At 60.8% G+C, this 26,347-nt stretch carries 17 protein-coding genes and 1 pseudogene; 2 read left to right on the top strand and 16 right to left on the bottom strand.

Annotated features, from left to right (window positions below; genetic code table 11):
• Positions 1-304: 304 nt before the first annotated feature.
• Together AB1286_RS11035 and AB1286_RS11040 are read left to right on the top strand one after the other, a co-directional pair.
• Positions 305-2,053, top strand: coding sequence for a methyl-accepting chemotaxis protein (locus AB1286_RS11035; protein ID WP_430363321.1), 1,749 nt, complete (start codon positions 305-307; stop codon positions 2,051-2,053).
• A gap of 152 nt (positions 2,054-2,205) precedes the next feature.
• Positions 2,206-2,451 (top strand): DUF1272 domain-containing protein, encoded by a 246-nt coding sequence (locus tag AB1286_RS11040; RefSeq protein WP_430363322.1) that lies wholly within the window; start codon positions 2,206-2,208, stop codon positions 2,449-2,451.
• Positions 2,452-2,480: 29 nt separating this feature from the next.
• On the opposite strand, the gene tssF is transcribed toward AB1286_RS11040, so the two are convergent.
• The 16 genes and pseudogenes from tssF to AB1286_RS11120 all read right to left on the bottom strand — a co-directional run bounded on the left by tssF (position 2,481) and on the right by AB1286_RS11120 (position 26,343).
• A complete protein-coding gene (gene tssF, locus AB1286_RS11045; protein WP_430363323.1) occupies positions 2,481-4,316 on the bottom strand; it encodes a type VI secretion system baseplate subunit TssF in 1,836 nt (611 codons plus the stop codon).
• A gap of 44 nt (positions 4,317-4,360) precedes the next feature.
• Positions 4,361-4,624 carry a PAAR domain-containing protein gene (locus AB1286_RS11050; RefSeq protein ID WP_430363324.1) on the bottom strand — a complete coding sequence of 88 codons (264 nt, stop codon included), beginning with the start codon at positions 4,622-4,624 and terminating at the stop codon, positions 4,361-4,363.
• Positions 4,625-4,640: 16 nt separating this feature from the next.
• Complete coding sequence (locus AB1286_RS11055; RefSeq protein ID WP_430363325.1) at positions 4,641-5,990, bottom strand: virulence factor; 1,350 nt, start codon at positions 5,988-5,990, stop codon at positions 4,641-4,643.
• Entirely contained in the window at positions 5,984-7,330 is a 1,347-nt protein-coding gene (locus tag AB1286_RS11060) for a virulence factor (RefSeq protein WP_430363326.1), read from the bottom strand. Before AB1286_RS11060 ends, AB1286_RS11055 begins: the two co-directional genes overlap by 7 nt.
• Positions 7,327-8,808 (bottom strand): virulence factor, encoded by a 1,482-nt coding sequence (locus AB1286_RS11065; RefSeq protein ID WP_430363327.1) that lies wholly within the window; start codon positions 8,806-8,808, stop codon positions 7,327-7,329. The genes AB1286_RS11060 and AB1286_RS11065 overlap by 4 nt, the downstream gene beginning before the upstream one ends.
• Before the next feature lie 148 nt (positions 8,809-8,956).
• A protein-coding gene (locus tag AB1286_RS11070) for an IS3 family transposase (RefSeq protein WP_430361773.1) occupies positions 8,957-10,137 on the bottom strand; the annotation gives its coding sequence in 2 pieces (ribosomal slippage) (positions 8,957-9,885 and positions 9,885-10,137; 1,182 coding nt in all).
• A gap of 72 nt (positions 10,138-10,209) precedes the next feature.
• Positions 10,210-12,399: pseudogene (locus tag AB1286_RS11075) on the bottom strand (T6SS effector phospholipase Tle3 domain-containing protein); the annotation flags it as partial.
• A gap of 29 nt (positions 12,400-12,428) precedes the next feature.
• A complete protein-coding gene (locus tag AB1286_RS11080; RefSeq protein WP_430363328.1) occupies positions 12,429-15,077 on the bottom strand; it encodes a type VI secretion system Vgr family protein in 2,649 nt (882 codons plus the stop codon).
• A 500-nt stretch (positions 15,078-15,577) separates the two neighbouring features.
• Positions 15,578-17,062 (bottom strand): maltoporin, encoded by a 1,485-nt coding sequence (locus tag AB1286_RS11085; protein ID WP_430363329.1) that lies wholly within the window; start codon positions 17,060-17,062, stop codon positions 15,578-15,580.
• Positions 17,063-17,176: 114 nt separating this feature from the next.
• Positions 17,177-18,313 (bottom strand): Gfo/Idh/MocA family protein, encoded by a 1,137-nt coding sequence (locus AB1286_RS11090; protein ID WP_430363330.1) that lies wholly within the window; start codon positions 18,311-18,313, stop codon positions 17,177-17,179.
• Positions 18,310-19,119 carry a ThuA domain-containing protein gene (locus AB1286_RS11095; protein WP_430363331.1) on the bottom strand — a complete coding sequence of 270 codons (810 nt, stop codon included), beginning with the start codon at positions 19,117-19,119 and terminating at the stop codon, positions 18,310-18,312. The genes AB1286_RS11090 and AB1286_RS11095 overlap by 4 nt, the downstream gene beginning before the upstream one ends.
• A gap of 98 nt (positions 19,120-19,217) precedes the next feature.
• The gene (locus AB1286_RS11100; protein ID WP_430363332.1) at positions 19,218-20,354 is read right to left on the bottom strand and encodes an ABC transporter ATP-binding protein; all 1,137 of its coding nucleotides are present in this window, start codon (positions 20,352-20,354) and stop codon (positions 19,218-19,220) included.
• 43 nt (positions 20,355-20,397) lie between these two features.
• The gene (locus AB1286_RS11105; protein ID WP_430363333.1) at positions 20,398-21,228 is read right to left on the bottom strand and encodes a carbohydrate ABC transporter permease; all 831 of its coding nucleotides are present in this window, start codon (positions 21,226-21,228) and stop codon (positions 20,398-20,400) included.
• A gap of 1 nt (position 21,229) precedes the next feature.
• Positions 21,230-22,192, bottom strand: coding sequence for a carbohydrate ABC transporter permease (locus AB1286_RS11110; RefSeq protein WP_430363334.1), 963 nt, complete (start codon positions 22,190-22,192; stop codon positions 21,230-21,232).
• A gap of 83 nt (positions 22,193-22,275) precedes the next feature.
• On the bottom strand, positions 22,276-23,544 hold the full coding sequence (locus AB1286_RS11115; RefSeq protein ID WP_430363335.1) for an ABC transporter substrate-binding protein: 1,269 nt from the start codon (positions 23,542-23,544) through the stop codon (positions 22,276-22,278).
• A 201-nt stretch (positions 23,545-23,745) separates the two neighbouring features.
• On the bottom strand, positions 23,746-26,343 hold the full coding sequence (locus tag AB1286_RS11120; RefSeq protein ID WP_430363336.1) for an ATP-binding protein: 2,598 nt from the start codon (positions 26,341-26,343) through the stop codon (positions 23,746-23,748).
• Between the last annotated feature and the right edge of the window lie 4 nt (positions 26,344-26,347).

The following is a 26,347-nucleotide window of genomic DNA, read 5'->3' on the forward strand; positions in this document are numbered from 1 at the left end:
ATCCTAACGGACACTTTATTCCGTGGATCGGAGAAACCATTAGGGAGATCTTCTATTGTCATTACAGCAAGCTAACTAACTCTATACATCCGATAGAAAAATACAATGTCCCGACAACGTTTGCGAAGCACAACTCAGGTCGCGCCCGAGCTTCAGCGCGCCGTATCGCCGCCGTAGAACTCAATGCATGGTGCGCGAGCATACGAATTGCCGTTTGCTTGGACGCATACCTTGCGACGGGGACATCACGAACGGAATCGTCCGTCGTCCGGGTGTATCGCCCTTAGTCAAATGGAATCGACATATGAACTGGAATCGCTTGACCGTGAAAACCAAACTCACGGGTGCATTTGCCGTCTTGGCCGTTATCGTCCTGATCGTCTCAGCGCTGTCGTTGGAAGCGCTCAACGAGGCGAACGATCGGTTTTCCGGCTATATCAAAGGCATCAACGCGCGTGCCGACGCGGCGCAAGCGGTGCGTACCGCCGTTGACGATCGTGCGATGGCGGTACGCAACCTGGTGCTGGTCACGACACCGTCCGACATCGAAATTGAAAAGGCCGCCGTTACCGATGCCGAACGAAGAGTCGAAGCCAATTTGGAAAAATTCAACGCCCTCGTGGCCAATGCTTCCGATATGAGCGAAAAGGCCAAGAGCTTGGCCGCCGAACTTCCGCGAATCGAGGCGCTGTACCGGCCCGTTGCATTGGAGATCGATCGGCTCGCGTTGGATAATCAGCGCGACGCGGCGGTGGCGGAAATCGCCACCAAATGCAGGCCTTTGCTGTCGGCCCTCATCAAGGCATCCAACGACTACGCGGACATCACTCGCGAGCATGCGGCGCAATTGGTCGAGCAGTCAGCGGACCAATTCGCCAGTCGTCGGAACATGCTCGTGGCGATTTGCCTGCTCGCGGTTTTAGTGGCGGCAGTCGCAGGTGCAATTATTACTCGGGGCATATTGCGAGCGCTCGGCGCCGAACCCGGCGAACTCGGGGAGGTGACGCGACGCGTGGCCGGCGGCGATCTGAGCCCGGTTGCGGGCGCGCACGAGGCACCCGCCGGAAGCGTACTCGCCTCCATGGGCGAGATGCAGCAAAGCCTCGTTCGTCTCATCAGCCAAGTTCGCACGGCCGCCGACGGTATTGCCACGGGTTCCAGCGAGATCGCATCGGGCAATGTGGATCTTTCCGCCCGCACCGAACAGCAAGCGGCTTCGTTGCAGGAGACGGCCTCAAGCATGGAGGAGTTGACCTCGACGGTGAAGCAAAACGCCGAGAACGCACAGCAAGCGAGCGCCCTTTCGGCGAATGCGTCCGAGATTGCGGGCAGAGGCAATCAGGTCGTCGGCCAGGTCGTCGACACCATGGGCGAAATCAGCACAAGCTCCACCAAAATCGCGGACATCACCGGCATCATCGAAGGCATCGCGTTCCAGACGAACATCCTCGCGCTCAACGCGGCCGTCGAAGCGGCGCGAGCCGGGGAACAGGGACGTGGGTTCGCCGTGGTGGCAAGCGAAGTTCGAAGCCTCGCGCAGCGGTCGTCCAGTGCGGCCAAGGAAATCAAAGATCTGATCAATGCCTCGGTGCAAAAGATTCAGGATGGTTCCTCGCTGGTGAACGAGGCGGGCAAGACGATGTCCGAAGTGACGCAAGCCGTCGGCCGGGTCACCGACATCATGGGCGAAATTGCCGCCGCTTCGACTGAACAAAGCCGCGGCATCGAGCAGGTCAATCGCGCGATCACGCAAATGGATGAAGTGACACAGCAGAACGCCGCGCTGGTCGAGGAAGCGGCAGCCGCTTCGAGATCGCTTGAAGATCAGGGGCGGCAGCTCCATGACGCCGTTTCGCTGTTCCGCCTCGACGGCTCGGCCGGGACGATAAAGACGGTCGGCGCGGCTCCCGCCGCGACTCCGGCTAAAAGGATGACAGCCCAGAAAACCATCGCACCGGCACGGCCGATCGCGAAGGCGAAGCCTAGGTCCAGCGCGTTAGTGACCACGGCTCCGGCTACGGCCGACAGTCGCGAAGGCTGGGATACCTTCTAACGAACGCAAAGGCTGCTATTTGGCACGAATTGACGGTTCGATTCGGGCGTGCGTCGGTCCGGCATCGATACAATGGCCTGACCGAGACGCCTGCTAGCTCAGCAGTAACGAAGCGCCTAGCAACGAATCGCTCGCGCTCAACGGAGAAGCCGATGCTCGAACTCAGACCTGGTTGTGAATGCTGTGACAAAGATCTGCCGCCCGAATCGACCGATGCGCTGATTTGCTCGTTCGAATGTACCTTCTGCGTGGCGTGCGCAACCAACGTGCTAAAGGGAAAATGCCCCAATTGCGGCGGCGAATTCGTGAGCCGGCCGCGGCGTCCTGCCGCTAAGCTGGAGAACAATCCTGCCTCGACCCAGCGTGTATTCAATCCCGCGTGCGCGGAGCAGCATTAAAGATCGATTTGCCGCGGACCGCCCCGGCGTCAAACGAGTTCCAATGCGCCGGGCAGGGGGCGCCCTTCGATCAGTTGCGCACCGCTTCGCCCCGATATCAGCACGAGCTGCACGAAACTGTTCACAGGCGCGAAATGGCGAAGAATCGCCTCCAGTACGCGGGCAAACGAGGCGATCGCACAGTCGCCGAGTTGGTGCTCGTCAACGGCCACACGAACGCGAATGCCTCGTACCAACATCGGCTGAGGATCCATGGATACCCATTCATGCGCCGACTCGCGTGCAACGTGCATCATGCTGTCGATATGCCGCACCGCAATGGACGAGCGCGCGGATACGTGCGCCGTCATGAGCTTCTTGAGTGCCGGCAACCCGGCCTGGCTCAAGCTTAAGTCATGTGCGGACATCATCCCCACGATGTCCCATAGCTGACGCAACGCGTTCGGTCGTGGCACGCTCTCCGTCGGGACGCGCAGCATCGATATGCGACCGGTTAGCGACTCGTCCATGTGAACGAGATCCCCCCTCGGGTCACCGATACGCATCTGCGACGGCAAGCGGCCGTTTGTGCACGTCAGATCCATCTCGATCTGCGTACCGATCGCGTCTGTCGACTGGCCATCCGAATCGACAAGCGATAGCACCATGTCATGGCCTGGCAGCAAGTCGGCGAGCCGGCCGTCACGCTCCGCGAGCCAAAACGCGGCCGGCGCACGGTGCGTCGCGTGATGCAAGAGCGAATGGTACGGGGCGATGTCCCGCGCAACCGCGCCTTTGGACGAGTCCGCCATCAGCCGGACTCCCTCTACCCTGTATACGGAAGCGTCCGAGGCATTCAGTGTCCCAGGCACGACCGGGAAAACGGGAAAGTCCACGTTCTCCAGCGGAATCGGCTCCGACGGGGAGTCGAACAGATTGACGACCGGCGTGCAGAACAATTTGAAGGTCGTCGCATCGAGGCGCTGCAATAATTGTGCGGTCGCGCTGTCGCTCGATAAATCTCTGATCGGAAGATGCAGCGTTACGTTGTTGCAGCGGCCTGCTGCGCGCGTAATCGCCGAAAGATCGAAATCGAGGAAATCGAATTTTTCCGGAAAAGAAAAGTATTCAAGAAGAATGCGAAATTGAGATTGATTTCCGTCGCGGCGTTTGATGAGCGATTCATCGATTTCGAACCCGCATGCCGATATCGGTACCGCGTCTAGCGCGATCCAGGTTCCGCTTGCGTCGGCTTCGACGTACGCGCTGGACGTGCGCAATAAAAGCGTGTCGATCGTTGCGGCAACCATACGGCGTGCGCCATCTACGAATACGCGCGTACGCTTCGGTATCGCGGTGCCGATTGCCGCATCCGTTGCAGGCGCGGCGAACGTGATCGAAACGATAGCGGTGGTGTCTTCGTGTAGACGCACACTCGCCGGCGCTGCGGTGGCGGGCAGGTAGCGCGCCTGTACGATCCGCACCGGCGCGAACACCACATCGTAGACCGTTCGAAAAAAGTACTCGTCCGTGCGCGTTTTAAGTTCGACACCGCGCGCGATGGTTAGGGGCTTTGTCAGTTTTGCCGCCGCGCCGGTCCCCTCGAAGTGCGCGATCGAGCATGCAGGGAACGGTCGTAGATACTCGGGATAGAGAATCTCGAGCATCGCTTCGGGTAGCTCGGGGAAATCGTCGCCAAGGCGCGCAGTCGCCCTTGCGTTTAGCAATGCGGCCGACTGAATAAGCCGCTCGACATGGGGGTCCTCCGAAGACTCGCCCGAGATGGCCAAGCGCGCAGCCGCCTTAGGGTAGCGCTCGGCGAACTCGCCAAGTGAGTGACGCAGTAGGGCTAGCTCGCGCTCGTATTCGGGAAGGAGGTCGTCCATTGGGGGCTTAGGTGTGGATATCGTGCCGCTTTATTTACGATGCTTCATGCGCGCCCCGACGACGATATGCTCGATATCAACGTCGCGCCGCAAGAGGTTTTGTGGCCGTCGAAAGCCGCGGGTTTTCCATCGACGATGAATTCGGGATCGCCCTCGGCGATCACGCAGTTTTGATGCCCCTGCATCGGGCAAACGCATTGATCGCCCTGCCGGGCAACGGGGCGATCCATTACCTTGCTCGCGGCACTGCCGGTGATGACCTGGCCGCCGTGGCTGGTTGCATCGCCAACGCGAATAATGCCTCTCATTTGCCTAACTCCTTGCTCACCATGACCAGCCCTGCTGACCGTATTGGGTGTCGTAGCGACGCCCCCACCACGGTAGGTACGCGTTGTTCTCTCCGCGCGCTCGGAACCAGTCTGAGTTCGGGTCGATCGGTACAGGCTGGGCCGGCGGCGCCACAATCACCGCCACCGGATGGTCTGCATTCGTTGTTCCGGCGACTAGGACCGTCTGGCCAAGATGGTTTGCTCGTCCGATGGCAAGTACCACGTCGGTTAGTGCTGTGCCTGCACCCATCTCGCCGAGTAGTGCCGGGGGATTGAACGTATGTTTTTGGAAATCGAACTCGGGCAGCGTTTCAGTCAAGGTACGGCCGAGCACGCCGATTCGCGACGAGGCTTCGTCGCTGCCCTTGCCGGCGTCGTGGATTACGTAGTTGATGCTCGTTGGTGAAACGTTGGCGTTATGAGCGGCTGTCACGATCGTCGCTTTCCACGCTTCGACCGCACGCGTTGTCCCAGCCTTCGCCTCGAAGTCATGAACGTTGCTCGTTGCGGCACGGCCAATCCATGCAAGCGGCGCACGCTCGGTTTTAAAGTCCGGCCCGACTAGGAACAACAACACCATGTTTTCGTCGATCTGGCCGTCCTTCGGCGGAAAGCTCGGCGCATCCCAGTTCATCACCCAAACACTCTTATCCGGGTTCGCTTGTAGGTAGTCCAGCGCTGCGTTCAGCGAGGCGAAGCCGGCGTTAGGGCCGCCCGAGGTCATACGTACGTCTGGCGGCGTATCGTATGTCCAAAGGTCTCGCGCCGAGGGATTCCCAATCTCGTAGTTGTCGATGATCTCATCGCGTAGGTAGGTTTGCGCCTCAATAGCATCAAGCCGCGTAGGAACTGCAAATTCAACATGAATTCCTGCTAGCTCACGCCATTCCTTTCGGTTGTCGGACTTGACGGTGTAGAAATATTTGACATTCGTTACATAGCGGTCGCCGAACAAGCCTAGGAGCTTATCAACGTACTTGTGATAGTAGCCTTTGAACGTTTCTTCCCCTGCGTTGCCATACGCAAGCGCGCCGATCGACCTAAGCGTCGCAAATTTTTCCGGCATAGTTCGCACCATGTCGTCATGGTCGTTGGGCTTTGCGAGCCCCATCGTCCACAGCACCTGCCACTCAGTCGGGTAGTCTCGCCGCTGTAGCGGATTGAGCCATTCGAGCCCAACTACTTGAGCGACGAATGGCTGCACCGAACTACCAATAGATGTGTCTCGCGTCGCCTCGCTCGGTACGCCAGCGTCCGCTGAATTCGCCGCCAGTAGTGCTATTCCACCCAATAGCACCGCGCGCAAAACACGCCGCCACTCGACGAACTGATTCCCCTTCACCATGACCAGCCCTGCTGACCGTATTGGGTATCGTAGCGACGCCCCCACCAGGGTAGGTACGCGTTGTTCTCGCCGCGCGCTCGGAACCAGTCTGCGTTCGGGTCGATCGGTACAGACTGGGCCGGCGGCGCCACAATCACTGCCACCGGATGGTCTGCGTTTGTCGTTCCGGCGACTAGGACCGTCTGGCCAAGATGGTTTGCTCGTCCGATGGCAAGTACCACGTCGGTTAGTGCTGTGCCTGCCCCCATGTCACCGAGCAGTGCCGGGGGATTGGACGTATGTTTTTGGAAATCGAACTCGGGCAGTGTTTCAGATAACGCACGGCCTAGTGCACCGATCTGCGACGACGCTTCGTCGCTGCCCTTGCCCGCGTCGTGGATTACGTAGTTGATGGTCGTTGGTGAAACGTTGGCGTTCTGAGCGGCTGTCGCGATCGCCGCTTTCCATGCATCCACTACGAGCACCATTTCATCGTTCGGCCGGGAGTTGCGCTCGTTGCTCGTTGCGGCACGGCCAATCCATGCAAGGGGCGCACGCTCGGTTTTAAAGTCCGGCCCGACTAGGAACAACAACACCATGTTTTCGTTGATCTGGCCGTCCTTCGGCGGAAAGCTCGGCGCATCCCAGTTCATCACCCAGACACTCTTATCCGGGTTCGCTTGCAGGTAGTCCAGTGCTGCGTTCAGCGAGGTGAAGCCGGCATTCGGGCCGCCCGGGGTCACATGAACGTCAGGCGGCGTATTCCGGCTCCATAAGTCGGTGAACTCGTCGTTACCGATGTTGAATTCGCTGATGATGCGGTTGCGCAGATAGGACTCGGCTTCAAGCGAATCCAGTCTTTTGGGAATCGCAAACTGCACATGAATGCCCGCAAGTTCTCTCCAGTCTCTCTTGTTGTCAGGCTTGACCGTATAAAAGTACTTTGCGTTCGTCACGTAGCGGTCGCCGAACGACCCCAGCAACTTGTGCACATACTTTTCGTAATAGCCATCGAAGGTCTCCTCGCCCGCATTCCCGTAGGCGAGCGCGCCAATCGATCCGAGAGCCCCAAATTTTTCCGGCATGGTTCGTACCATGTCGTCATGCTTATTGGGCTTCGCGAGGCCCATCGTCCACAACACCTGCCACTCAGTCGGGTAGTCTCGCCGCTGTAGCGGATTGAGCCATTCGAGCCCAACTACTTGAGCAATGAATGGCTCCGCCAAACCACCATTAGATGTGTCCCGCGTCGCCTCGCTCGGTACACCAGCGTCCGCTGAATTCGCCGCCAGTAGTGCTATCCCACCCAAGAGCACCGCGCTCAAGGCGCGCCGCCACTCGACGAACTTATTCCCCTTCACCAGGACCAACCCTGCTGGCCATACTGTGTATCGTAGCGACGCCCCCACCACGGCAGGTACGCGTTGTTCTCTCCGCGCGCTCGGAACCAGTCTGAGTCCGGGTCGATCGGTACAGGCTGGGCCGGCGGCGCTACCACCACAGCCACCGGATGGTCTGCATTCGTCGTTCCGGCGACTAGGACCGTCTGGCCAAGATGGTTTGCTCGTCCGATGGCAAGTACCACGTCGGTTAGTGCTGTGCCTGCCCCCATCTCGCCGAGCAGTGCCGGGGGATTGACCGTATGTTTTTGGAAATCGAATTCGGGTAGCGTTTCAGTCAAGGTGCGGCCGAGCACGCCGATTCGCGACGAGGCTTCGTCGCTGCCCTTGCCTGCGTCGTGGATTACGTAGTTGATGCTCGTTGGTGAAACGTTGGCGTTATGAGCGGCTGTCGCGATCGCCGCTTTCCACGCTTCCACCGCACGCGTTGTCCCAGCTTTCGCCTCGAAGTCATGAATGTTGCTAGTTGCGGCACGGCCGATCCATGCAAGCGGCGCACGCTCGGTCTTAAAGTCCGGCCCGACTAGGAACAACAGCACCATGTTTTCGTTGATCTGGCCGTCCTTCGGCGGAAAGCTCGGCGCGTCCCAGTTCATCACCCAGACACTCTTATCCGGGTTCGCTTGTAGGTAGTCCAGCGCTGCGTTCAGCGAGGTGAAGCCGGCGTTAGCGCCGCCCGAGGTCATACGCACATCTGGCGGCGTACTATGTGTCCAGAGGTCCCGCGCCGAGGCATTCCCAATCTCGTAGTTGTCGATAATTTGATTGCGCAGATAGGCTTGCGCTTCAGTTGCATCAAGCCGGCTAGGGATTGCAACTTCGACATGAATTCCCGCAAGTTCGCGCCAATCGTTTCGGTTATCGGATTTTACAGTATAAAAGTATTTTGAATTCGTGACATAGCGATCACCAAACACTCTGAGCAGCCTACTGACATATTTGTGATAAAAGCCTTTAAAGGTCTCCGCGCCCTCATTGCCATAAGCAATGCCAGCCACAGACTGTAACGTGGTGAATGACTTTGGATCAGTCCGCACCATATCGTCATGCTTATTTGGCTTCGCAAGCCCCATCGTCCACAATACCTGCCACTCAGTCGGGTAGTCACGGCGTTGCAGCGGATTCATCCATTGGAGCCCCACGACTTGTGCCATGAAGGGCCTCGACGATGCGTCGGCCGACAGGGATGCTTCGGTTCGCGTTTGGATTGTCCCCGCCTGAGCGGATCTATGCACCACAACCGTCATCATCAAAAAGGCAACAAATCCAACCAATCCCGGCAGCATCAAGAATCGTTTCATCCAATCTCCCATACTCAAATCTGAGACTGACTCGGAGCCGGTCCCAACACTAAACGCGAAGATGATCGCTACGGCTAGCGCCATGACAAGTAGAGCGATAGCTGCTCGGCGTTGCCGCGTTGAGATCAGCACGCTCATACCGCCCCCCCGATCTTTAGATAAAACGTACCTTCTCGTTCGTCGGCTATCTTCTCGGGTCGTTTAGCTTCTCCATCCTGTGTCGCCACCCAGTCCTTTAAGAATAGGTGACCTTGCCCCTGTTTCGCGAATCCCATAGCTGAGAGCTTTATGCGGCTCGCCCCTGCTGAGCGGCGAACCAGTTTTTCTCGAACGTCATGGGGCTGACGTAGTCGAGCGTCGAGTGTAGCCGGCGCGAATTATAAAAGCCAAGCCAGTCGACGATTTCATCCATTGCAGCACGCCGCGTCACGAAGTGCCGACCATGCAGGCGTGCGACTTTCAGCGAACCCCATAGGCTTTCGGTTGGCGCATTATCCCAACAGTCGCCACGCCGGCTCATTGAGGAACGCATACCGTACGCTCTTAGCGAGTCCTGGAAGAGCCCGCTGCAATACTGACTGCCCCTGTCGCTATGGACGATGACGCCAGCGTCTGGGCGGCGCCGGAACCACGCCATACGCAGCGCGTCGGTGACCAGTTCTGCTTTCATGTGTGACTGCATCGACCAGCCCACCACCTGTCTGCTGAACAGGTCGATGATGACCGCCAGATAAACCCAGCCTTCGGCCGTCGCACAGTACGTGATGTCGCTTGTCCAGACCTGATTCGGCGCCGTCGCCGTAAAGTTGCGCGCCAACAAGTTCGGCGCCACCGGCAGGTTGTGGTTCGAGTTCGTCGTCGCGATGTATTTGCGCTTGTGCCGGGCCCGGATACCATGCTGTGCCATCAGTTTGCGTACACGCTCCTTGCCAACGCGAACGCCGCGTGCAACCAGCTCTTTCCACATGCGCGGCCAGCCGTACTCGCCTTTGACCTCTGCGTGAATCGCCTTGATATGCGCCAGCAGCGCATCGTCGCTTACGCGGCTTCGGCGGGGCTTGTCCTGCGCGGTACGTTGCCGCCGCTGATGAAAGCCGCTAGGGCTCACATCGAGCACCTCGCACAGCACCGAAATCGGCCAGTGATGGCGATTGCGCTCGATGAACGCGTACTTCACGTCGACTCCTTCGCGAAGTACGCGCACGCTTTTTTTAAAATATCGCGCTCCATCTTTAAGCGTGCAACTTCGGCGCGCAGCCTCGACAGTTCCATCTGCTCCGGGCTCACCGGCTTTGTGCCGGCCCCGCCAAGCTTGCCTTCCTGCTCAGCCTTCAGCCAGTTGGAAATCGACTGCGCCGGTAAATCCAGCGTCGCGGCGACCGCCGCAACGCTCTGACCGGCCTTGACCAGCCGAACCGCTTCCAGCTTGAATTCGAGCGTGTAGCGCGCCCGCGTCGTCTTGTTCATCTTCTTGACTCTCCTTGCTTGAGTTTAAACGCTCAGCAAGGGATTCGTTTTGCGGGGGCAAGCTCATAGGCTTCCCATCTTTCCATAGGAGAAGTAGTCCGAATATTTCTTATTTGGGTTGTCATCCATCAAGCCGTCCCCAAAACGCCAATCCGCCTCGATTCGCAACTGCGTCAACTGCTCGGGCGTCAGATAGCACAATCCGATCGCGACATCGTACGCGAGCGCTTTTTCAGCATGCATCGGGTTCGTCATGATCGTCGAGTGATTCGTTGGGTTGTTAGTCCGTCCAGCATCGAGAATTTGCGTCACTTGCTTGTTATGCCACTTCTCGTAGCCCTCCGGCGCAGCACTCTTCCCATCCTCGCCGATCACGTTGCCGTCGCTGTCAACCCATGACGAATTGCCCCCCCTGCGCGCGCGCATGCGGACGATGGCGTGGTCCTCATAGCGTTGCGATGCTTCACTATCCTCATTGCCGATCGCTTTTTGATCCTCATCCTTGATCTTGTAGTTGTCGTAGGGATCGTCGGCGTTTTTATCCTGCTTTTGCCCGTCTCGAGCAGCAGCGGGCGGATCATTACCCTCGTTGAAGACGCTGGTCGCATGAGGACCATCGCTTACGCTGACGCGATGACCATAAAGCAATGCTTCGGGCTCGAAAGGCTCGTCGAGCGGCGGTGCATCGACTTTGACGGTCCACCCCTTCGGCGGATCGGCATTGACGCGAAACAAGCTGAATGCGGAAGTCGCCAGCGTCACGACATACAGCACCGGCGCCGATGCGGTGGAAAACAGTTTAGCCAGGTAGTTTTCATTTGCGCTCCACGCGCGAGTCAACCCGTATTTGGCGGGCGGTGAAGGGGGATACCAAAAGCCCGACGTCTTCCCCTTCTGATAACGCCAATCGTCCTCCCAATACCGATACTCGCGACACACTCCCACTTTGATGCCGCTCGCGAACACGCGCTGTGTCAACACGCCTTGCGCACCGATATCGTCCAGCTCCTGCGACGGCTCAGCGGCGCTATAACCAAGCCCGCGCCATCCCATACCCTGAACGGTAGCCGCAGAAATCACTTGGTCGTGAGGGCAGCAATAGAGTGTCACGCGCCCGTAGGTATGGCCGTTCAAGCCGTGCGCGGTCCTATCGTCACCAGCTACGTATGGCTTGCCGCCGCTGGGTGAAGTACGCGTATTGCCCATCTCCCGATCAATCTGGTCGGCGGGCATTTCGAACGCCGAGCGTTCGCGAATGATGTCGAGGAACGCCCGCAACGTCTTTGTGCGCGCGGCATAAGTTTCCCGCCCACCGCGGTTCTTATCGTCACGCGCCTCGCGTTGCGACCAGCTCTCCATCCCCGTGTTGGTGTTTGCCAAACTGTAGGGCGGATTCGCCAATACATACGCGTCGGCTACACAACGTCCAGTGTTGTTCCATGGGTCCGTCACCGGCGGCAATGCATCGCCGAAAAACGCCGCAGCCAGACCGACCATGTTGCCCTGGCTATGACAGACAATGGTGATGGGCACATTCGCCTGTTTCCGCCTGATCGACTCAACCAATTTGGCGAGGCGCAAAGCGGCCAGTACCCCATAGCCGCGAGGCGGCGTTCGGAATAAAGGGCGTTGCGTCGGATTGACCGCTTGCACGGAGATAAACCCGAAAATGCGGTCGTCCAACCCCTCGTGCCACAGATCCGGCAAGCTCGAAGTCCCGTTCGCGAATGGACCGCCTCCCCAATAGTTCTGCTCGTTCAAAAAGATCTTGTCGCCGTACTCCTTCAATTCCTCCTTGTTGGCCTTATAACCCCAGCGGAAATGGATGACAGGAGAAAACGACTGATCCGCTTTTATATAGGTTCCAGCCCACAATTTCGGATTCAGAAACCCATCGGGCGTCAGACTGCCGGTGTACTGTGCGGGCGTGAGTTGTCCGGCAACAACGCCCTTATGCGTCATCTGGTCGTCGAGCCGCGCAAGGCGCCGGTTTAGACCCTTGCACAGTCCCTCTTCCGCCGACTCGAACCATTCTCCTTCCGAGTTCACTCCGTGCACGAAGATGACGATGCCGGGCAACGGCTGCTGCTTCACGCAGATCAACTCGCTGGCCAAGTCGAAAATCGTTGGCCCCTGACCTTCGCCGACGACAATCCGCGGAGGCAGCCCTTGCGTAGCCGCACCCGAACCAGCCGCGCCCGATGTATCGGCGTCCGATGTATCGGCGTCCGATGTTGTTGGGTTCAGAATGGAGTCCGTCATGCTCGATGGAATAGGTTCTCGCGGAATACTCAGATCTTTTTCTTAATGAACTGCACGGCCAACGATTCGAATTGATTGCTTTTGATCGGCGCGAGCTTGCCGGCGCCGTCAGTCTGTTGGTTCAGTAAGTCGCCGGAGACCTTTTTGACCTCGGCATCGAATCCGGGCGCGGGTTGTCCATCTGTCGCACGCACGAGCTTGGGTACCCGCCCCAGCGGCGCATGATCGAACTTCGGCATATCGGCACTCATGCTCGCCGGCCCGCTCCAGGTATACCCCGCCGATTTGACGGTAAAGCTACCGGGACAGCCCAATTCGATATCCCCGCCTTGCAGCTTCAGATAAGCCCCACCTGACGTGACGAACACCACCTGATCGCTCGCCATGCCCGCGAGCTTGCCGCCCGCCGCCGTCATCTGAATGTTCTTCGCCGAATCGATTTGCGTGTCGTCGGCTTGGCTCTGAAGCTTCACCTTCCCTTGATTGGCGACTGCCGTAACGTCTTCCGCCTGCGCGAATATCGCCACGCCATGGCCTGCCTGCAAATTGATGCGCTGCCCGCTGGTCACCTGTACGTGTTTTTGGGCGACCTGATCGATGTTCTCGCCTGCATACGTAACGTGCGTTTTCGGCGTAACACTTACTGCCCCGGCCTGTGCACCGAATGCCATCAACGGCTCACCGCCTGGCGCTTGCCATCCCTTCAACGCACTCGCCGCGGCAGTTTGACCCGCCGTATCCATCGCCTGGCCGCCATGCTGCACCGCATAATCCCCGAGCGACTTAAAGAGCTCCGTGCATTCGCCAAGCAAGGCAATGAGTTCGTCGCGGTCGAGGTGATTGCCACTCGCTTGCCCGCGCGCATAGGTCGTCAGCAAGATCCCCTGGGCGGCGCGCAGCGCCGCCGCCGCATCGGTGCGAAGCTCTGCCCCTTCTCCACGAGCCTCACCGACACCGTTATTGCGCGGGTGCGTCAAGAAGCCGAGGTTCATCTCGCTGACGTGATGCTGGCTCGCGAGTTGAACGCTGATCTGCGAGGGCGTGTCGTCAAACCGTAGTTGGTTGTACCGCTCGCCCTTCACTTCCCTTGTCTTGTTCCCCGACACATAGCGATTGCCCGGCAGCGACCCGGTGTTGCTGAACGCCGCAGGCATATTCGGCCCATTGTGAAAGACCCCGGCCACATACATCTTGTCCGGATCGCCGGACAAAAAATCCAGCAGCACTTCCATGCCTTTGCGCGGTAGCCAGTTTTCGCCGAAGTTATCTCCGGCCAACCCGGTCATGACCCGAACCCAGGCGCTATCGGTATGTGTGCCGCTCGTGCCGGTACCGCCCGCGTGTTCGTGATCCGCCGGATCCAGTCCTTGCAACTGGACATTGATTCGCCCGTACTCGTCGCAATGGACCTCTTCGCCCTCGGGCGCCATCACAACGCCGACGATCGGGTGGACTCGCGGAAGATCCACGTGGGGATCGTAGGTCGGCGTAAGCGGTATGCCGCGCGGCACGCCGCTAAATGTGTTCTCGTATCGGCTCTGCGTCGAGTCCCCGAATATGCTTGGCCTTGCTGGGGTGTCGACGGAAACGGGCGGTGCATCGAACGTCCATCGGCTCGCCGTGAATAACGCCTGTGCACGTTCGTGCAGATCCTTCGGCAAATTGTTCTCGGCGCGGTGATGTAAGGCAGTAATCGTGATGCGGCGATCGTTCTTCGAGATGCAATCCAAGTCGGCATATCCCGAGATCTCCACCCACTCGCCGATTGCAAGGTCGCGCACGCCACTCGCACCATCCACGCGTGCGGCCCGTGCGCCATGCGACTTGACGCGAGCCAATCCGAGCCGATCGTAGTCCCTCCACGAATCCGCGATATGCGGTGAGTCGAAACGCGAATCGATCAGCAACTGACCAAGATCGTTACCGGCTTCGCCTTGATCGACCCTCGTCCCGCCTTGAATTCGATCCATACGCGCGGGCTTGTAGTCCCAGCTAAAACGCCGAACGGAACCGGGGACCAGTTGGCGCGCCGAACATAACAACGTCACGGCGTCGCGGTCGCCGATCGTCGCGTCCGGCCGATAGGCAATCGAGCCGATCGCCGACCGTTTCAACTTGATCGCATTGTCGTAAAGCACCAGGGTGTGTGCCGGATCGCCAGCCTTGCCGACATCCGCTTCGCCCGGCTTGCCTGCCCGCACGAACCAGCCGATCCCTTCACGCCGGCACAGACGTCGAACGAAAGCAGCGTCGGATTCGTCGAATTGGACGGTCTGCTCTCGAACGGGAAGCCTCGCCGCATCGAGATTCGACACGTCCAAATGGAAAGCGCCGCCGAGGACCGCGCTGGTGCTTCGCCATTCCGAGACGAGCGTCCGGATGACGTCGAGCACACTCTTCTGACGAAAGATCCGTGTATTGAAACGAGGCTCTAATAGGGAAAGGGCGTCGCGAATAAGCAACTGATAGGTTGCCAGCGAACGATCGGACTCGCCGTCTCGCGCGTCGACGATGATGCCGCAGATGGGATGCAAGCCACCGCGATCCGTAACGAGCTGAACCTGCACCGGCAAACCAATAAACGTATTAAGCGGGATGCCGGCACTCGTCGAAACACACGAAATACGACCATCCACCCCACCACACAACGTTTCACGAATATCCACTCGCTGCGGCAAAAGCGACGACTCGAGATCTCGGTGTTGCTCACTCCATTTAAGGCGGACGGCGCGATGCTTCTGCGACGGCAGCGGCCCCCTCGATATGCGCGACAAGTTCCAATCGTTCACAACCCATTCTCTCGCTGAAGGCGCATCGCTACGCGCTTTGATTGTCGGCCGGTGCACAGCGGTCCGCGCGACAATCAGGCTTTCAAATCGGAAAACGGAAACTAACAGCAGTGAAAGAATGTGTCAAATAGCCGAAGGATCGGAAATTATTTCGACCTCGGAATGTTCTTAGAAAAACTTTCCTCTCGATGAATGATTTAGCATAGATATAAACATCAAAATCTCAAAAATCAGATTTCGGGCATAAAGCCATTGAAATGCATATATTCAAATATCCGTACCGATCTGTTTATAAAAAACTTCTCAAGATTTGGTCGCCGCGTTTCTCATGAATCGGCGAAGCCCGACCTCTCTCGCACGCCAAGCCCCGCCTTCCGAATCAACTCACCTCACCACCACCATTCAACTTGCGCCCCAACCGTCGAGCCCGTACGCGAGGCCCCGAAGATCCCCGTGGTCGATAGCGGATCGCCAGGCGCCGCCGCGTTTTGCGCCGCTTGGTTCCAATGCGCGTACGTATAGAACAGCCGCAACTCGGGCCGCGACCAGAACGACCGATCCATGGCGAGCGTCAACGCGACGCTGGCCTTGAGCAGCGTCCGCGTCGGTCCGTTGTCCGGCGTCACGCGATCGTTACCCAGGTCGCCCTGGATCTTCACGTGCTGCGTGATTGCGTAAACAGGACGAATGCCCATCGAGACCCAGGTCTGCGAACCGCCCGACGGCGCGATGTCGCGTTCGTACAACCCCAATACCTGTCCGCCGAAATCGCGCGTCACCTGCCAATCGAACGCATCGAGGACGCGCAAGCTCTTGTATTGGTTGTCGTTCGTCAGCGTGCCTGTATAGCTCAGGCCCGTTCCGGGTCCTTGCCCGTATTGGAAGGCGAGCTTGTTTTTGCCGCCGAGCAAATTGGTCTGAATATGCTGCACCGTAAACGACCAGCCGCTATGCGTATCTTGTCCATTGCTGCCGTAAATCGGCCCGCGCGAAGGAATATACGAAAAGCCAAATTGCAGTTCGCCCCCCGGATTCGGATGCACGCCGGACAATTGCAAATCGTGACGCGTCGCGTAATTCGGTTGATCGATGTAGTCTTCTCGGAACAAGGCATAGCTCAACTTCAATCCATGGCCAAGCGGAATGTTCTCGACGCCCGCGCCAAGGCCGCTTGGATTCCAATAGAAGAAGTCGTTCATATGGACGTCGTTGCGCCGATAGTAGATACGGCCCAACCACACGCGCATATCGTCAAGCCCAGGCAGATTGGTCAGTTGTACGTACGATTCCGGCATCCGGATGGCCCCGTGGTCGCCGTGAAACGTCGGCGTGTAGCCGAGGTCATTGACGAGGCTTGCCATGCCGACAGCCGAAAGCTGCATCCCGTTCGAGAACTGATACAGCTTCTGGTCTATCTCGAGTTCGCTATAGATCTGACATTCGTTGCCGAGGCGATACTTGCTCTGAGCCCCCGGCAATTGGAAGCACGCTTGGTTGTGTCCCTCGCTCGTGCCCATGCCCGCGCGCAGATATCCGTGAAACTGCGTCCACGGCGTCAACTGATTCCAAGCTGTCGAAGGTGTCGCGGGTGCGGTGTTCGCCGCGTTCGTATCGGCTGGCACTACCCCTGTCGCCTTTCCGATTCCCACGGGACCGTTACCCGCGGCCGCCACGGCGGAGCCATCGGCTGCGACGGTCGTCGTCGCTTGCGCCACTTGCACAGTGCCCTTGGAATCGGCTGTTGCAGCGTTGTCGTCGGTTGCGGCATAGATCGCCGCGGACGAGGTGGCGCACATCAGCGCAAGCGCCAGACGAGTCAATCGGAACGCGGCAAGATCGCGCGCGCGTACGCCGCCGCCCTGTTGTTCGGTCATCAAGTGTCTCCAATATCGTTATCGAGCTGCGTGCATGCACAGCGCGTTTTTGTCGCGGCGTGTGGACAGTATCGAGGGCCGGCGCGCCGCACGCCGGCCCTATCGAAATGGGCGCTAGCCGGCCATGTCGAGGTCGGCCACGGGCATCGCGGCTTTCTTCGATCCTTCGAGGCGAATCGGCTCGCCAAGGGCCGCGCTCGCGTAAATGGCGTCCAATATCTCCATGACGATGAGCCCTTCCTCCCCGGTCGCCGGATGAGGCCGCTCCGTCAGAATCGCCTCGGCGTAGTCGTACATCGCCGAATGCGCCGTTGATGCGGGGCTCACGCGCATGTCGAATTGCGCGCCGTTTTGCTCCATGAACACTTGCGCGTCGAACGTGTAGCCTTCGTTCAAGTTCTTTTGCAACAAGCCCGCGCGCGTCCCGAGCAATCGCGTTTCCATCAGTTCGGCCTCTTGGATGTTCGTCGCCCACGAGGCCTCAAGCACTAGCGTCGCGCCGTTGTCGAACTTGATCAGCGTCGCGGCCAAGTCTTCGACGTCGAACGTCTTTCCGGTTCGGGCCGCCAGCTCACGGCCGATCGGGTCATAGGTGCTGCCTAGCACCCAGACAGGCTTCGGATAGCCCATGAGCCAGAGCGCCAAATCGAGCCGGTGTACGCCGAGGTCGATGAGCGGTCCGCCGCCCGCGAGCGCCTTCGTGCCGAACCATCCACCGAAACCCGGCAAGCCACGCCGCCGATGCCAGACGGTGCGCCCGAAATAGAAGTCGCCGAAGAGGCCGGCGTCGACTTGCGCCTTCAGTGCGCGCGATTGCGCGCTGAAGCGATATGAAAAGTTGATCATCAGGCGTTTGCCCGCGCGATCGGCCGCGCGCAACATCTCGCGCGCTTCCTCGGCGTTCATCGCCATCGGCTTTTCGCAGAGTACGTGGCAGCCGGCCTCGAACGCAGCGAGCGTCAGCTCGCGGTGGAACTTGTTCGGCGTGCACACGCTGACGACATCGAGCTTTTCCGTTGCCAACATTTCTTGCGCGCTCGTATATCGCGCGTCGATTCCGAACGCTTCGCCGCGCTCGGCCAATCGCTTCGTGTCGGGGTCGGCGATCGCTACCACATCCACGTCCGGGTGCTCGCGCCATCCCTCGATGTGCTTACGCCCAATCCCGAGTCCGATCACGCCCACGCGCAAGCGGCGGCCGCGCAATACCGCATCGAGCTGCGGCAGCTCGACTTTGTAGTCGTCGTTCATACGTTTTCTCCCACTTTTTGCACGATGCCGACACTAGCGAAATTCGTACTGCGCTCGCTCAGCTTTTCGAGCGGCTGCGAGTTCGGGCAGTTGTCGGCGATGTTCACGCGCGGGGCGGCCCACTGCACGGCGTTGGCGATCACACGCTGCACGTTGCGGTCGTGGTAGGTCGGGTACGCCTCGTGGCCAGGACGGAAGTAGAAGATGCGGCCGTGGCCACGCTCCCAGCAGCAGCCCGAACGAAACACTTCGCCGCCTTCGAACCAAGAAATGAATACGGTGCTATCCGGCTGCGGAATGTCGAAGCGCTCGCCGTACATCTCTTCGTGCTGCAACTCGAAGTACTCGCCCAGGCCAGCCGCGATCGGGTGCGACGGCTCCACCACCCACAGCCGCTCCTTCTCCGCAGCCTCGCGCCACTTGAGCGAACAGTTCGTGCCGAGCAACCGCCGGAAAATCTTCGAGAAGTGGCCCGAATGCAGGACGATCAAGCCCATCCCTTCAAGCACGCGCCGCTGCACGCGCTCGACGATCTCGTCGGACACTTTCTTATGCGCCTTATGGCCCCACCAGATCAGCACGTCGCACGACGCCAAGCGCGCTTCCGACAATCCGTGCTCGGGCTCCGCGAGAGTTGCGGTGCCGATCTCGAGCGGCAGCGCGCCGGGCGTCAGGGCCGGCGTCTCGGCCAATGCACTGGCGATGACGGTATGCAGGCCGTCTGGGTAGATGGCTTTTACGCCCGGATTCTCGCGCTCGTGCTCGAATTCGTTCCAGACGATGACGGAAAGTTTTTTGTTTAGCATTCCTAACCTTTCATTGAGAATTGAGGCGCTCGATTCGAGTGCGGCCATGCGCCCGAGGCCGCGTGAAACGGATTCCGCTGTCTTCGCTTGCTTGGCGCTCAGGCCGTCGCCAACCACCGCTCGTCGGTTTCGAGCGCGAGTCGCTGCGCCGCGTGCCCGTCGGCATGGAACAGATGCAGGGCGTCGGCGGGAAACTCGAAGCGCACCCGTTCTCCGATCCTAACGATCGACGGCGCGGTCTTCGCCACGATCGGCTGCGCCGCGAGCGGCGTGTCGAGATAGACGTACGTGTGCTCGCCCATGCGCTCGACGTGGGTGACTTGCCCCGTCGTCGATCCGCTGCCCATGCGCACGTGCTCCGGCCGGATACCGAGCGTGACCGGCGTGCCGGCGATCAAGCCTTCGGCCGATACGGCTGCGCGCAGCACCGTATCGCCGACGACGGCGCGCACCTCGCCGGGCGCGGTGGCCGCCACCGCAGCGCCGACGAAGTTCATGGAAGGCGAGCCGATGAATCCGGCGACGAACAGGTTCGCGGGGCGGTGATAGAGTTCGAGCGGCGTGCCGACCTGCGCGATGCTCGCCACGCCGGTGCGCCCTTCGAGCGGGCGCAGCAGCACGATCTTGTCGGCCAGCGTCATCGCTTCGACTTGGTCGTGCGTCACGTAAATCATGCTGACCTCGCCGAGCTCGCGGTGAAGGCGCGCGATTTCCACACGCGTCTTCACGCGCAGCGAGGCATCGAGATTGGAGAGCGGTTCGTCGAACAGGAAGACCTTCGGCTTGCGCACGATCGCCCGGCCGATCGCGACGCGCTGGCGTTGACCGCCCGACAAGGCCGCGGGCTTGCGCTCCAACAACTCGGTTAGCCGCAGCGACGCCGATGCGACCTGCACGCGCCGGTCCACTTCGCCCTTGGGCAATCTCAGATGACGCAGCCCGAATGCCATGTTCTCGTACACGGTCATATGCGGGTAGAGCGCATAGCTTTGAAACACCATGGCGATGTCGCGTTTGGCGGGAGCGAGTTCGTTGACGCAGCGCCCCTCGATGAAAATCTCGCCGGCACTCGGCTCCTCCAACCCGGCGACGAGCCGCAGCAAGGTCGACTTGCCGCAGCCGGACGGCCCGATGAACACGCAAAACTCGCCCGGCGCGATATCCAAGTCGACGTCGGCCAGCACCGGCGTCGTACCGAAGTTCTTCTGCAAACCCGTTAGTTCGATACGGCTCATTTGTTCTCTCCAGCAATCGGTTCTGTCGTCGATGCGCTCGCGCTCATCCCTTGATCGCGCCGGCGGTGAGCCCGGACACGATATGACGTTGAAAAACCAGCACGAGCGCGACGAGCGGCACGGTCACGATGACGGAGGCGGCCATGATGGCGCCCCACGGCAATTCGAAGCTGCTGGCGCCGCTCACCATCGTGATCGCCACCGGCACCGTGCGCTGCGCCGACGAAATCGTGAACGTGAGTGCGAACAGAAACTCGTTCCACGCGGCGACGAAGGCAAGCAGCGACGTCGCCGCCAGCGCGGGCCGCAAAAGCGGCATGAAGACGCGAAAGATCATCGTCATGACGCCGACGCCATCGACGAGCGCCGCTTCCTCGAGTTCGCGCGGCAGTTCGCGCATGAAGGTCACGAGCACCCAGATCGTGAACGGCAGCGTAAAGACGAGGTCCGACAGCGCAAGCGCGGCAAGATGGTCGTAAAGACCCATGGCGCGCACGAGTTCGAACAGGCCCGAAAGAATCGCCACTTGCGGAAACATGGACACGCCGAGAATGCACATCAACAGCACGCCGCGTCCTTTGAACGTCACGCGTCCGAGCGCATAGGCCGCCGGCACGGAGACGACGATCGAGAGGGCGACGGTCGCGCCGGCAACAAGGGCCGAATTCAGGAGGTAGGCGCCGAACGGCTGATCCCGGAATAGCTGACGGTAGTTGTCGAGCGCCGGATGCGCGACGAGCAGCGACGTGTCGTACAGCGCATCGCCGTGCTTGAGCGACGTGCTGATCATGTAGACGAACGGAAACAACGCGACGATGAGTACGAGAGCGGAGAACACCGCGTACGACACGCGCTCGAGCGGGTGCCTTTTCATCTCAGGTGCCTTGCATACGGTTGCGGTTCATCGCCATATAGCCCACCGTGAACAGCACGATCGCGAGGAACAGCAGCACGGCTGCGGCAGAGCCGAACCCCACTTGCTGAAAATCGATCAACTGTTCGCGGACATAGACGGACATGCTCTTGGTCGCGCGGCTATTCGAGGTCATCACGTAGATCAGATCGAACACGCGCAACGCGTCGAGCGAGCGAAACACCATCGCAACGAGCACGCCGGGCCAAATCAGCGGCAGCGTCACACGGGCAAACACGCGAGCGCGCGGCACACCGTCGATGCGCGCGGCTTCGTAGCAATCGCGCGGAACCGTCTGTAGTGCCGCCAGCATCAACAGCGCCATGAACGGCGTGGTTTTCCATACGTCGACGAGCACGATCGTAGGAAACACGAGCCGTGCATCGGCCGTGAAAGCAAGCGGGGTATGGATCAAGCCCACCGATTGGAGCATCGCGTTGACGATGCCGAACTGATCGTTGAGCATCCAGCTCCAGATCTTCGCGGATACGACCGTCGGGATCGCCCACGGCACGAGTACCGCCGCGCGCAATACCGTGCGCATGCGCGAGGGCGTATCAAGCAGCAATGCCACCGCCAGCCCGGCCAACGTCTCGAGCGACACCGATACGAGTGCGAAAGCGACCGTCGTCGCGCAGGCATGCCACCAGTCCGGATCGCGCAACACGCCCGCGGGACCGATGTAGTTCGCGAGCCCGACGAAGTGCCAGTGCGCCAGATCGGAGAGCTGCGCATCGGTCAAGCTGAACCAAACGGTGCGGGCGAGCGGCCAGCCCGCCACGGCCGTCAACGCCAAGAGCGCAGGCAGCATCATGAGCCAAGCTTGGCGGCGGCGTGCACGGAGCATGGCGCTGCCGCGCGTACCGGTCTTCGCCGTCTCGGCCGAGTACGTAGGAGTCCTAAGCGTTAACGTTCCGCTTCTCACGTCGATCGTCTCCATCGATACGGCTCACGTCGTCGCGGCGTGAGCCGTGTGCTTACGGGTTCGGCCCGGTAGCGAGCCTGCGTTCAATGCCACTCGCCGTTAGGCGCGAGCCGTTGCAGCGAAGCGGCCAGACGCGCCAGGGCTGCCGAGGCGCCGGCCGATCCCGACAGCACGTCGTGCGCGGCATTCCAGAATTGATTGCTGACTTGGTTGTACTTGGTCCCGGCCACCGTCGACGGCCGCGCAACCGCCGTGCTGAACGTCGGCAGCATGTCGGCCATGAACGGGTTGGCCTTCAGTACGTCCTTGTCCTTGTAAAGCGACGGAATCGTCGGATTGAACGAGGCGTCCACGGCCCGCTGCTTCTCGACTTCCGCGCTCGACAGATAGAGCACGAGGTCGGCGGCGAGCTTGGGGTTCGGCGAATAGCGCGAGACCGCCAGATGCCAACCGCCGAGCGCGGCGGCCTGCTGGCCATCGGCGCCGCCCTTGGGCAGCGGTGCCACGCCGATCTTGCCTTTGACGGGACTGCCGTCCTTGTTCGCGATCGACCAGACGTAAGGCCAATTGCGCATGAACACCGCATCGCCGGATTGAAATACGCCGCGCGCTTCCTCTTCGCCGTAGTTGAGCACAGCCTTCGGCGTGATCGTCCCGACCCATTTCGAGGCCGTCTCCAGCGCTTTGGCGGCGCCCGGATTGTCGATCGTGACGTGGCCTTGGGCGTCGATAATGCTGCCGCCGTTGTAGCTGCTGACCCATTCGAGCGCATCGCAGGTCAAGCCCTCGTAGGCGCGGCCCTGCCAAACATAGCCCCACATTTTTTCGTCGCCGGCCGCGCGTTCGGCGTCTTGGATCTTACGGGCCGTTGCCGTCAACTCCTCCCAGCTCGCGGGCACCTTCATGTGGTACTTCTCGAGCAAGTCCTTGCGGTAGTAGAGCATCCCCGTGTCGATGTACCAGGGCACGGCCACGAGCTTGCCGCCGACCGTGTCGTTCGCGATCGCGCTCGGGAAGTAGTCGGCGATGCGATCTTTGAGGTAGGGCTTCAAGTCGACGAGCTGGCCCGCCAAGATGCCGGGCCAGACCGTATCGATTTGCAATACGTCCAACTTATCCGAGCCGCTGCTGAGCAGTTGCTCGTACAACGCGAGCGCCTCGCTCGAATTGTTGGGCATGCTGACGAATTCGACTTGGTTGCCCGTCTTCTGCGCCCATGCTTTGGCGGCGCTTTCGCAGCTGTTTTGATCGATCCCGCTCGAACCGCACACGAGCCGCAACGTTGTCGCACCGGCGCTGCCGGCCGCGAGTGCCGCGGCGATCGCCACGACGGCTGCCCTGATTTTGAACATCGAGTGTCTCCTGTTTTTTTCGAATGGGTATAGGCTGCGGCGCGTTGACAGGGCCGCGCCGCCGGCTGCCTGGCGTTGCATCTTCGCTTCGCCGCTTCGCCGTCATGCATATGAGACACGAGCCGCGTTAATCGAAAATTGCGAAAACCGTGCGCTCCATTAACAATCGAAACAATTGCGCAACGGTGGCCGCTCAACGGCTCAGGGCAGTAAGGCGGCGAGCGCCGCGAGATCGAAGGGCTTGGGGACGAACGGCAGATCGGGGCGCCAATCCGGGTGGCTTTGATGAACCTCGGGCGGCAAGCCCGACGTGAGCGCGATACGCTGCGCGGGCCAGCGCTCGGCGATGCGGGCCGCCAGGTCGATGCCGCTGCCGCTCGCGCCGAGCGATATGTCGGACAGCACGAGCGTGACGATGCCGTGCGCTTGTAGCCAGGCCAGCGCATCGGAAACGGTCGCCACCGCGTGTGCGCGCGCGCCTAGCGCGCTGAACTGACTCAGCGTGGTTTCCCGTACCTCGGGGTCGTCTTCGACGATGAGTACGCGCGTGTCGCGCCGCGTCGTGCCCTGCTGACCGCCTGCTTGACGCGCCTCGCCAGCTCGCGCGGTTTTCGCGGGCTGCCCCTCGCTTGCCGGCAGCCACAGCTCGACGGTGGTGCCGCGGCCCACCACGCTTTGGATCCGCAGGTCGCCGCCGCTTTGCCGCACGAAGCCGTAGACGCTGCTCAACCCGAGCCCGCTGCCCTCGCCGGCGGCCTTCGTCGTGAAGAACGGTTCGACCACCTTTTCGAGCAGCATCGGCGCGATGCCGCATCCGGTATCGGCCACGCTCAGAACGACGGAATGCCGCGCGCTCATTGCCGGCAGGGCTTCGTCATGGCGCACCGACAGCGTGAGTTTGCCGCCCTCGGGCATCGCCGCCACGCTGTTCAACGTCAAATTCAAAATGGCGTTTTCGAGCTGACCGCGATCGACCTCGACCCAGCCCGCTTTCTCCGATGCGACGAGCACCACCTCCGTGCGCAGGCCCGCCGAGTATTCGATCAAGTCGAGCATCTCGGCGAGCATCGTATCGACCGCAATGCGCTCGGCCTGCAACGGCTGACGGCGCGCGAACGCCAGCAGCCGACGCGTGAGCCGGGAGGCGCGCTCCGCCGCTCGCCGCGCTCGATCGGCCATGACGTGTTCGTCGCCGCGCTCGGCCAAGCGCGGGAGCAGCAACTCGAGATTGCCGAGGATCGCGACGAGGAAGTTGTTGAAGTCGTGGGCGACGCCGCCCGTCAGTTGCCCGAGCACATCCATCTTTTGCGCGTGCATGAGCTCGGCTTCGACGGCACGGCGACTCGTCAAATCGCGGCACACCGCTACCCAGCCGCCGTCGGGCAAAGGCTGGCAGTGAAACTCGAGCATCAACCGGCCGCGGATATGCAATTCGGCTGAGGCGGCGATGCGCACACCGTCGGCGCTATAGGTCGCCGTCTGCCGCGAGACTTGGCGCCAGCGGGCGGGCGCCGCGATCGCATGGCGCAACTCGGCGAGCGTCATCCCTTTCCAAGGTATATCGTCCGCGAAGCCGAGCAACTTGGCGAACGTGGGATTCCATGCAATCAGACAACCGTTCGCGTCGTGAACGGACACACCGTCGTTCATCGTATTGAACACCGACGCCTGCAACCGGCGCTGCGCCTCGAGTCCTTGCGTCAATCGCTCGTTCTCGTGCAGGTTCGTCCGAAACACCTCGAACGCGCGGGCGAGTTCGCCGAGTTCGTCCGGGCGGTGCGTGGACGGAATCTGCCCCGACGCATCGCCGGCCGCAAGCCGCGCCATCACCCGTGTCATCGCTTGCAGCTTGCGCAGGATGCGGTTCACATAGGCAACGCCCGCTAGCGCCACGGCGACGCCCGCAAAGGCGAGGAACAGCAAGCCCGATTGGCTCGACACCGCGACGCGCCGGACCTTCTCGCTGCGCTCGTGTGCGAACTGCCGCAAGCGTTCGACATAGTGCGCCGACTTACCGCTCAAATGGTCCGCGTGGCCGCGCAGCAGCGTGACGAGGTAGTTGGCCTGCGCCTCGGTCGCCAAAAATTCTCGGCGGAGGTCGAAGACGCTGCGCTCGCCGCCATCGATCCGGTCCAGGGCCGCCGCCAATTCGGGCTCGCGCTTGTCTTCGCCGCGCGCGCGCACTTGCAGCCACAGCGCTTCATTATCGCTTTCGGCACTGCCGAGTTCGGCGGAATCGGCCGCCTGTAGCGCGCCGGTCGTCCGCGCCCAGACTTCGATCAGCGTCGGCGCGCCGCGCGCGACGATTTGTTTGCGGCGCGCGATGCTATCGCCGATGCGGTCCGCCGTGCCGCGCAGCTTCGTCAACTCGTCGGCGAGTTGCCGCTGGCGGCCCGAGACGGCAAGGAGCCGGGGCAAGTCTTCGTCGATCGCATCGAGATCGTCGAGCACCTCGAGATCGGCGCCCGATTTGCCGCGCGGGTCCGGCGCCAAACGGCGGATATCGGCCAACAGCCCGCGCAGCAGGTCGGTATCGCTATGCAGGAGATCGGGCGACACCGTCATAGTCGCGCTCGGCGCGACTGCGGCAAGCTGAGCGACCTTGTCCGACAATTCGAGCGCGCGCGCGATCTCGGGCACGACGCCTCCCTCGTACTCGTCGAGCGCTTTTTGATTGGCCCGCATGCCCAGGACGCCGACGACGACCACGGCGAGCGTGATCGCGAACAGCAGCAAGAACGTCGCGACGAGTTTGGCACGCACGCTCGGCGGCGCGAGCCGGGCCAGGGGCGAGCGCATCGCC

It is taken from the genome of Trinickia sp. NRRL B-1857, assembly GCF_050470685.1.
Taxonomy (GTDB): domain Bacteria; phylum Pseudomonadota; class Gammaproteobacteria; order Burkholderiales; family Burkholderiaceae; genus Trinickia.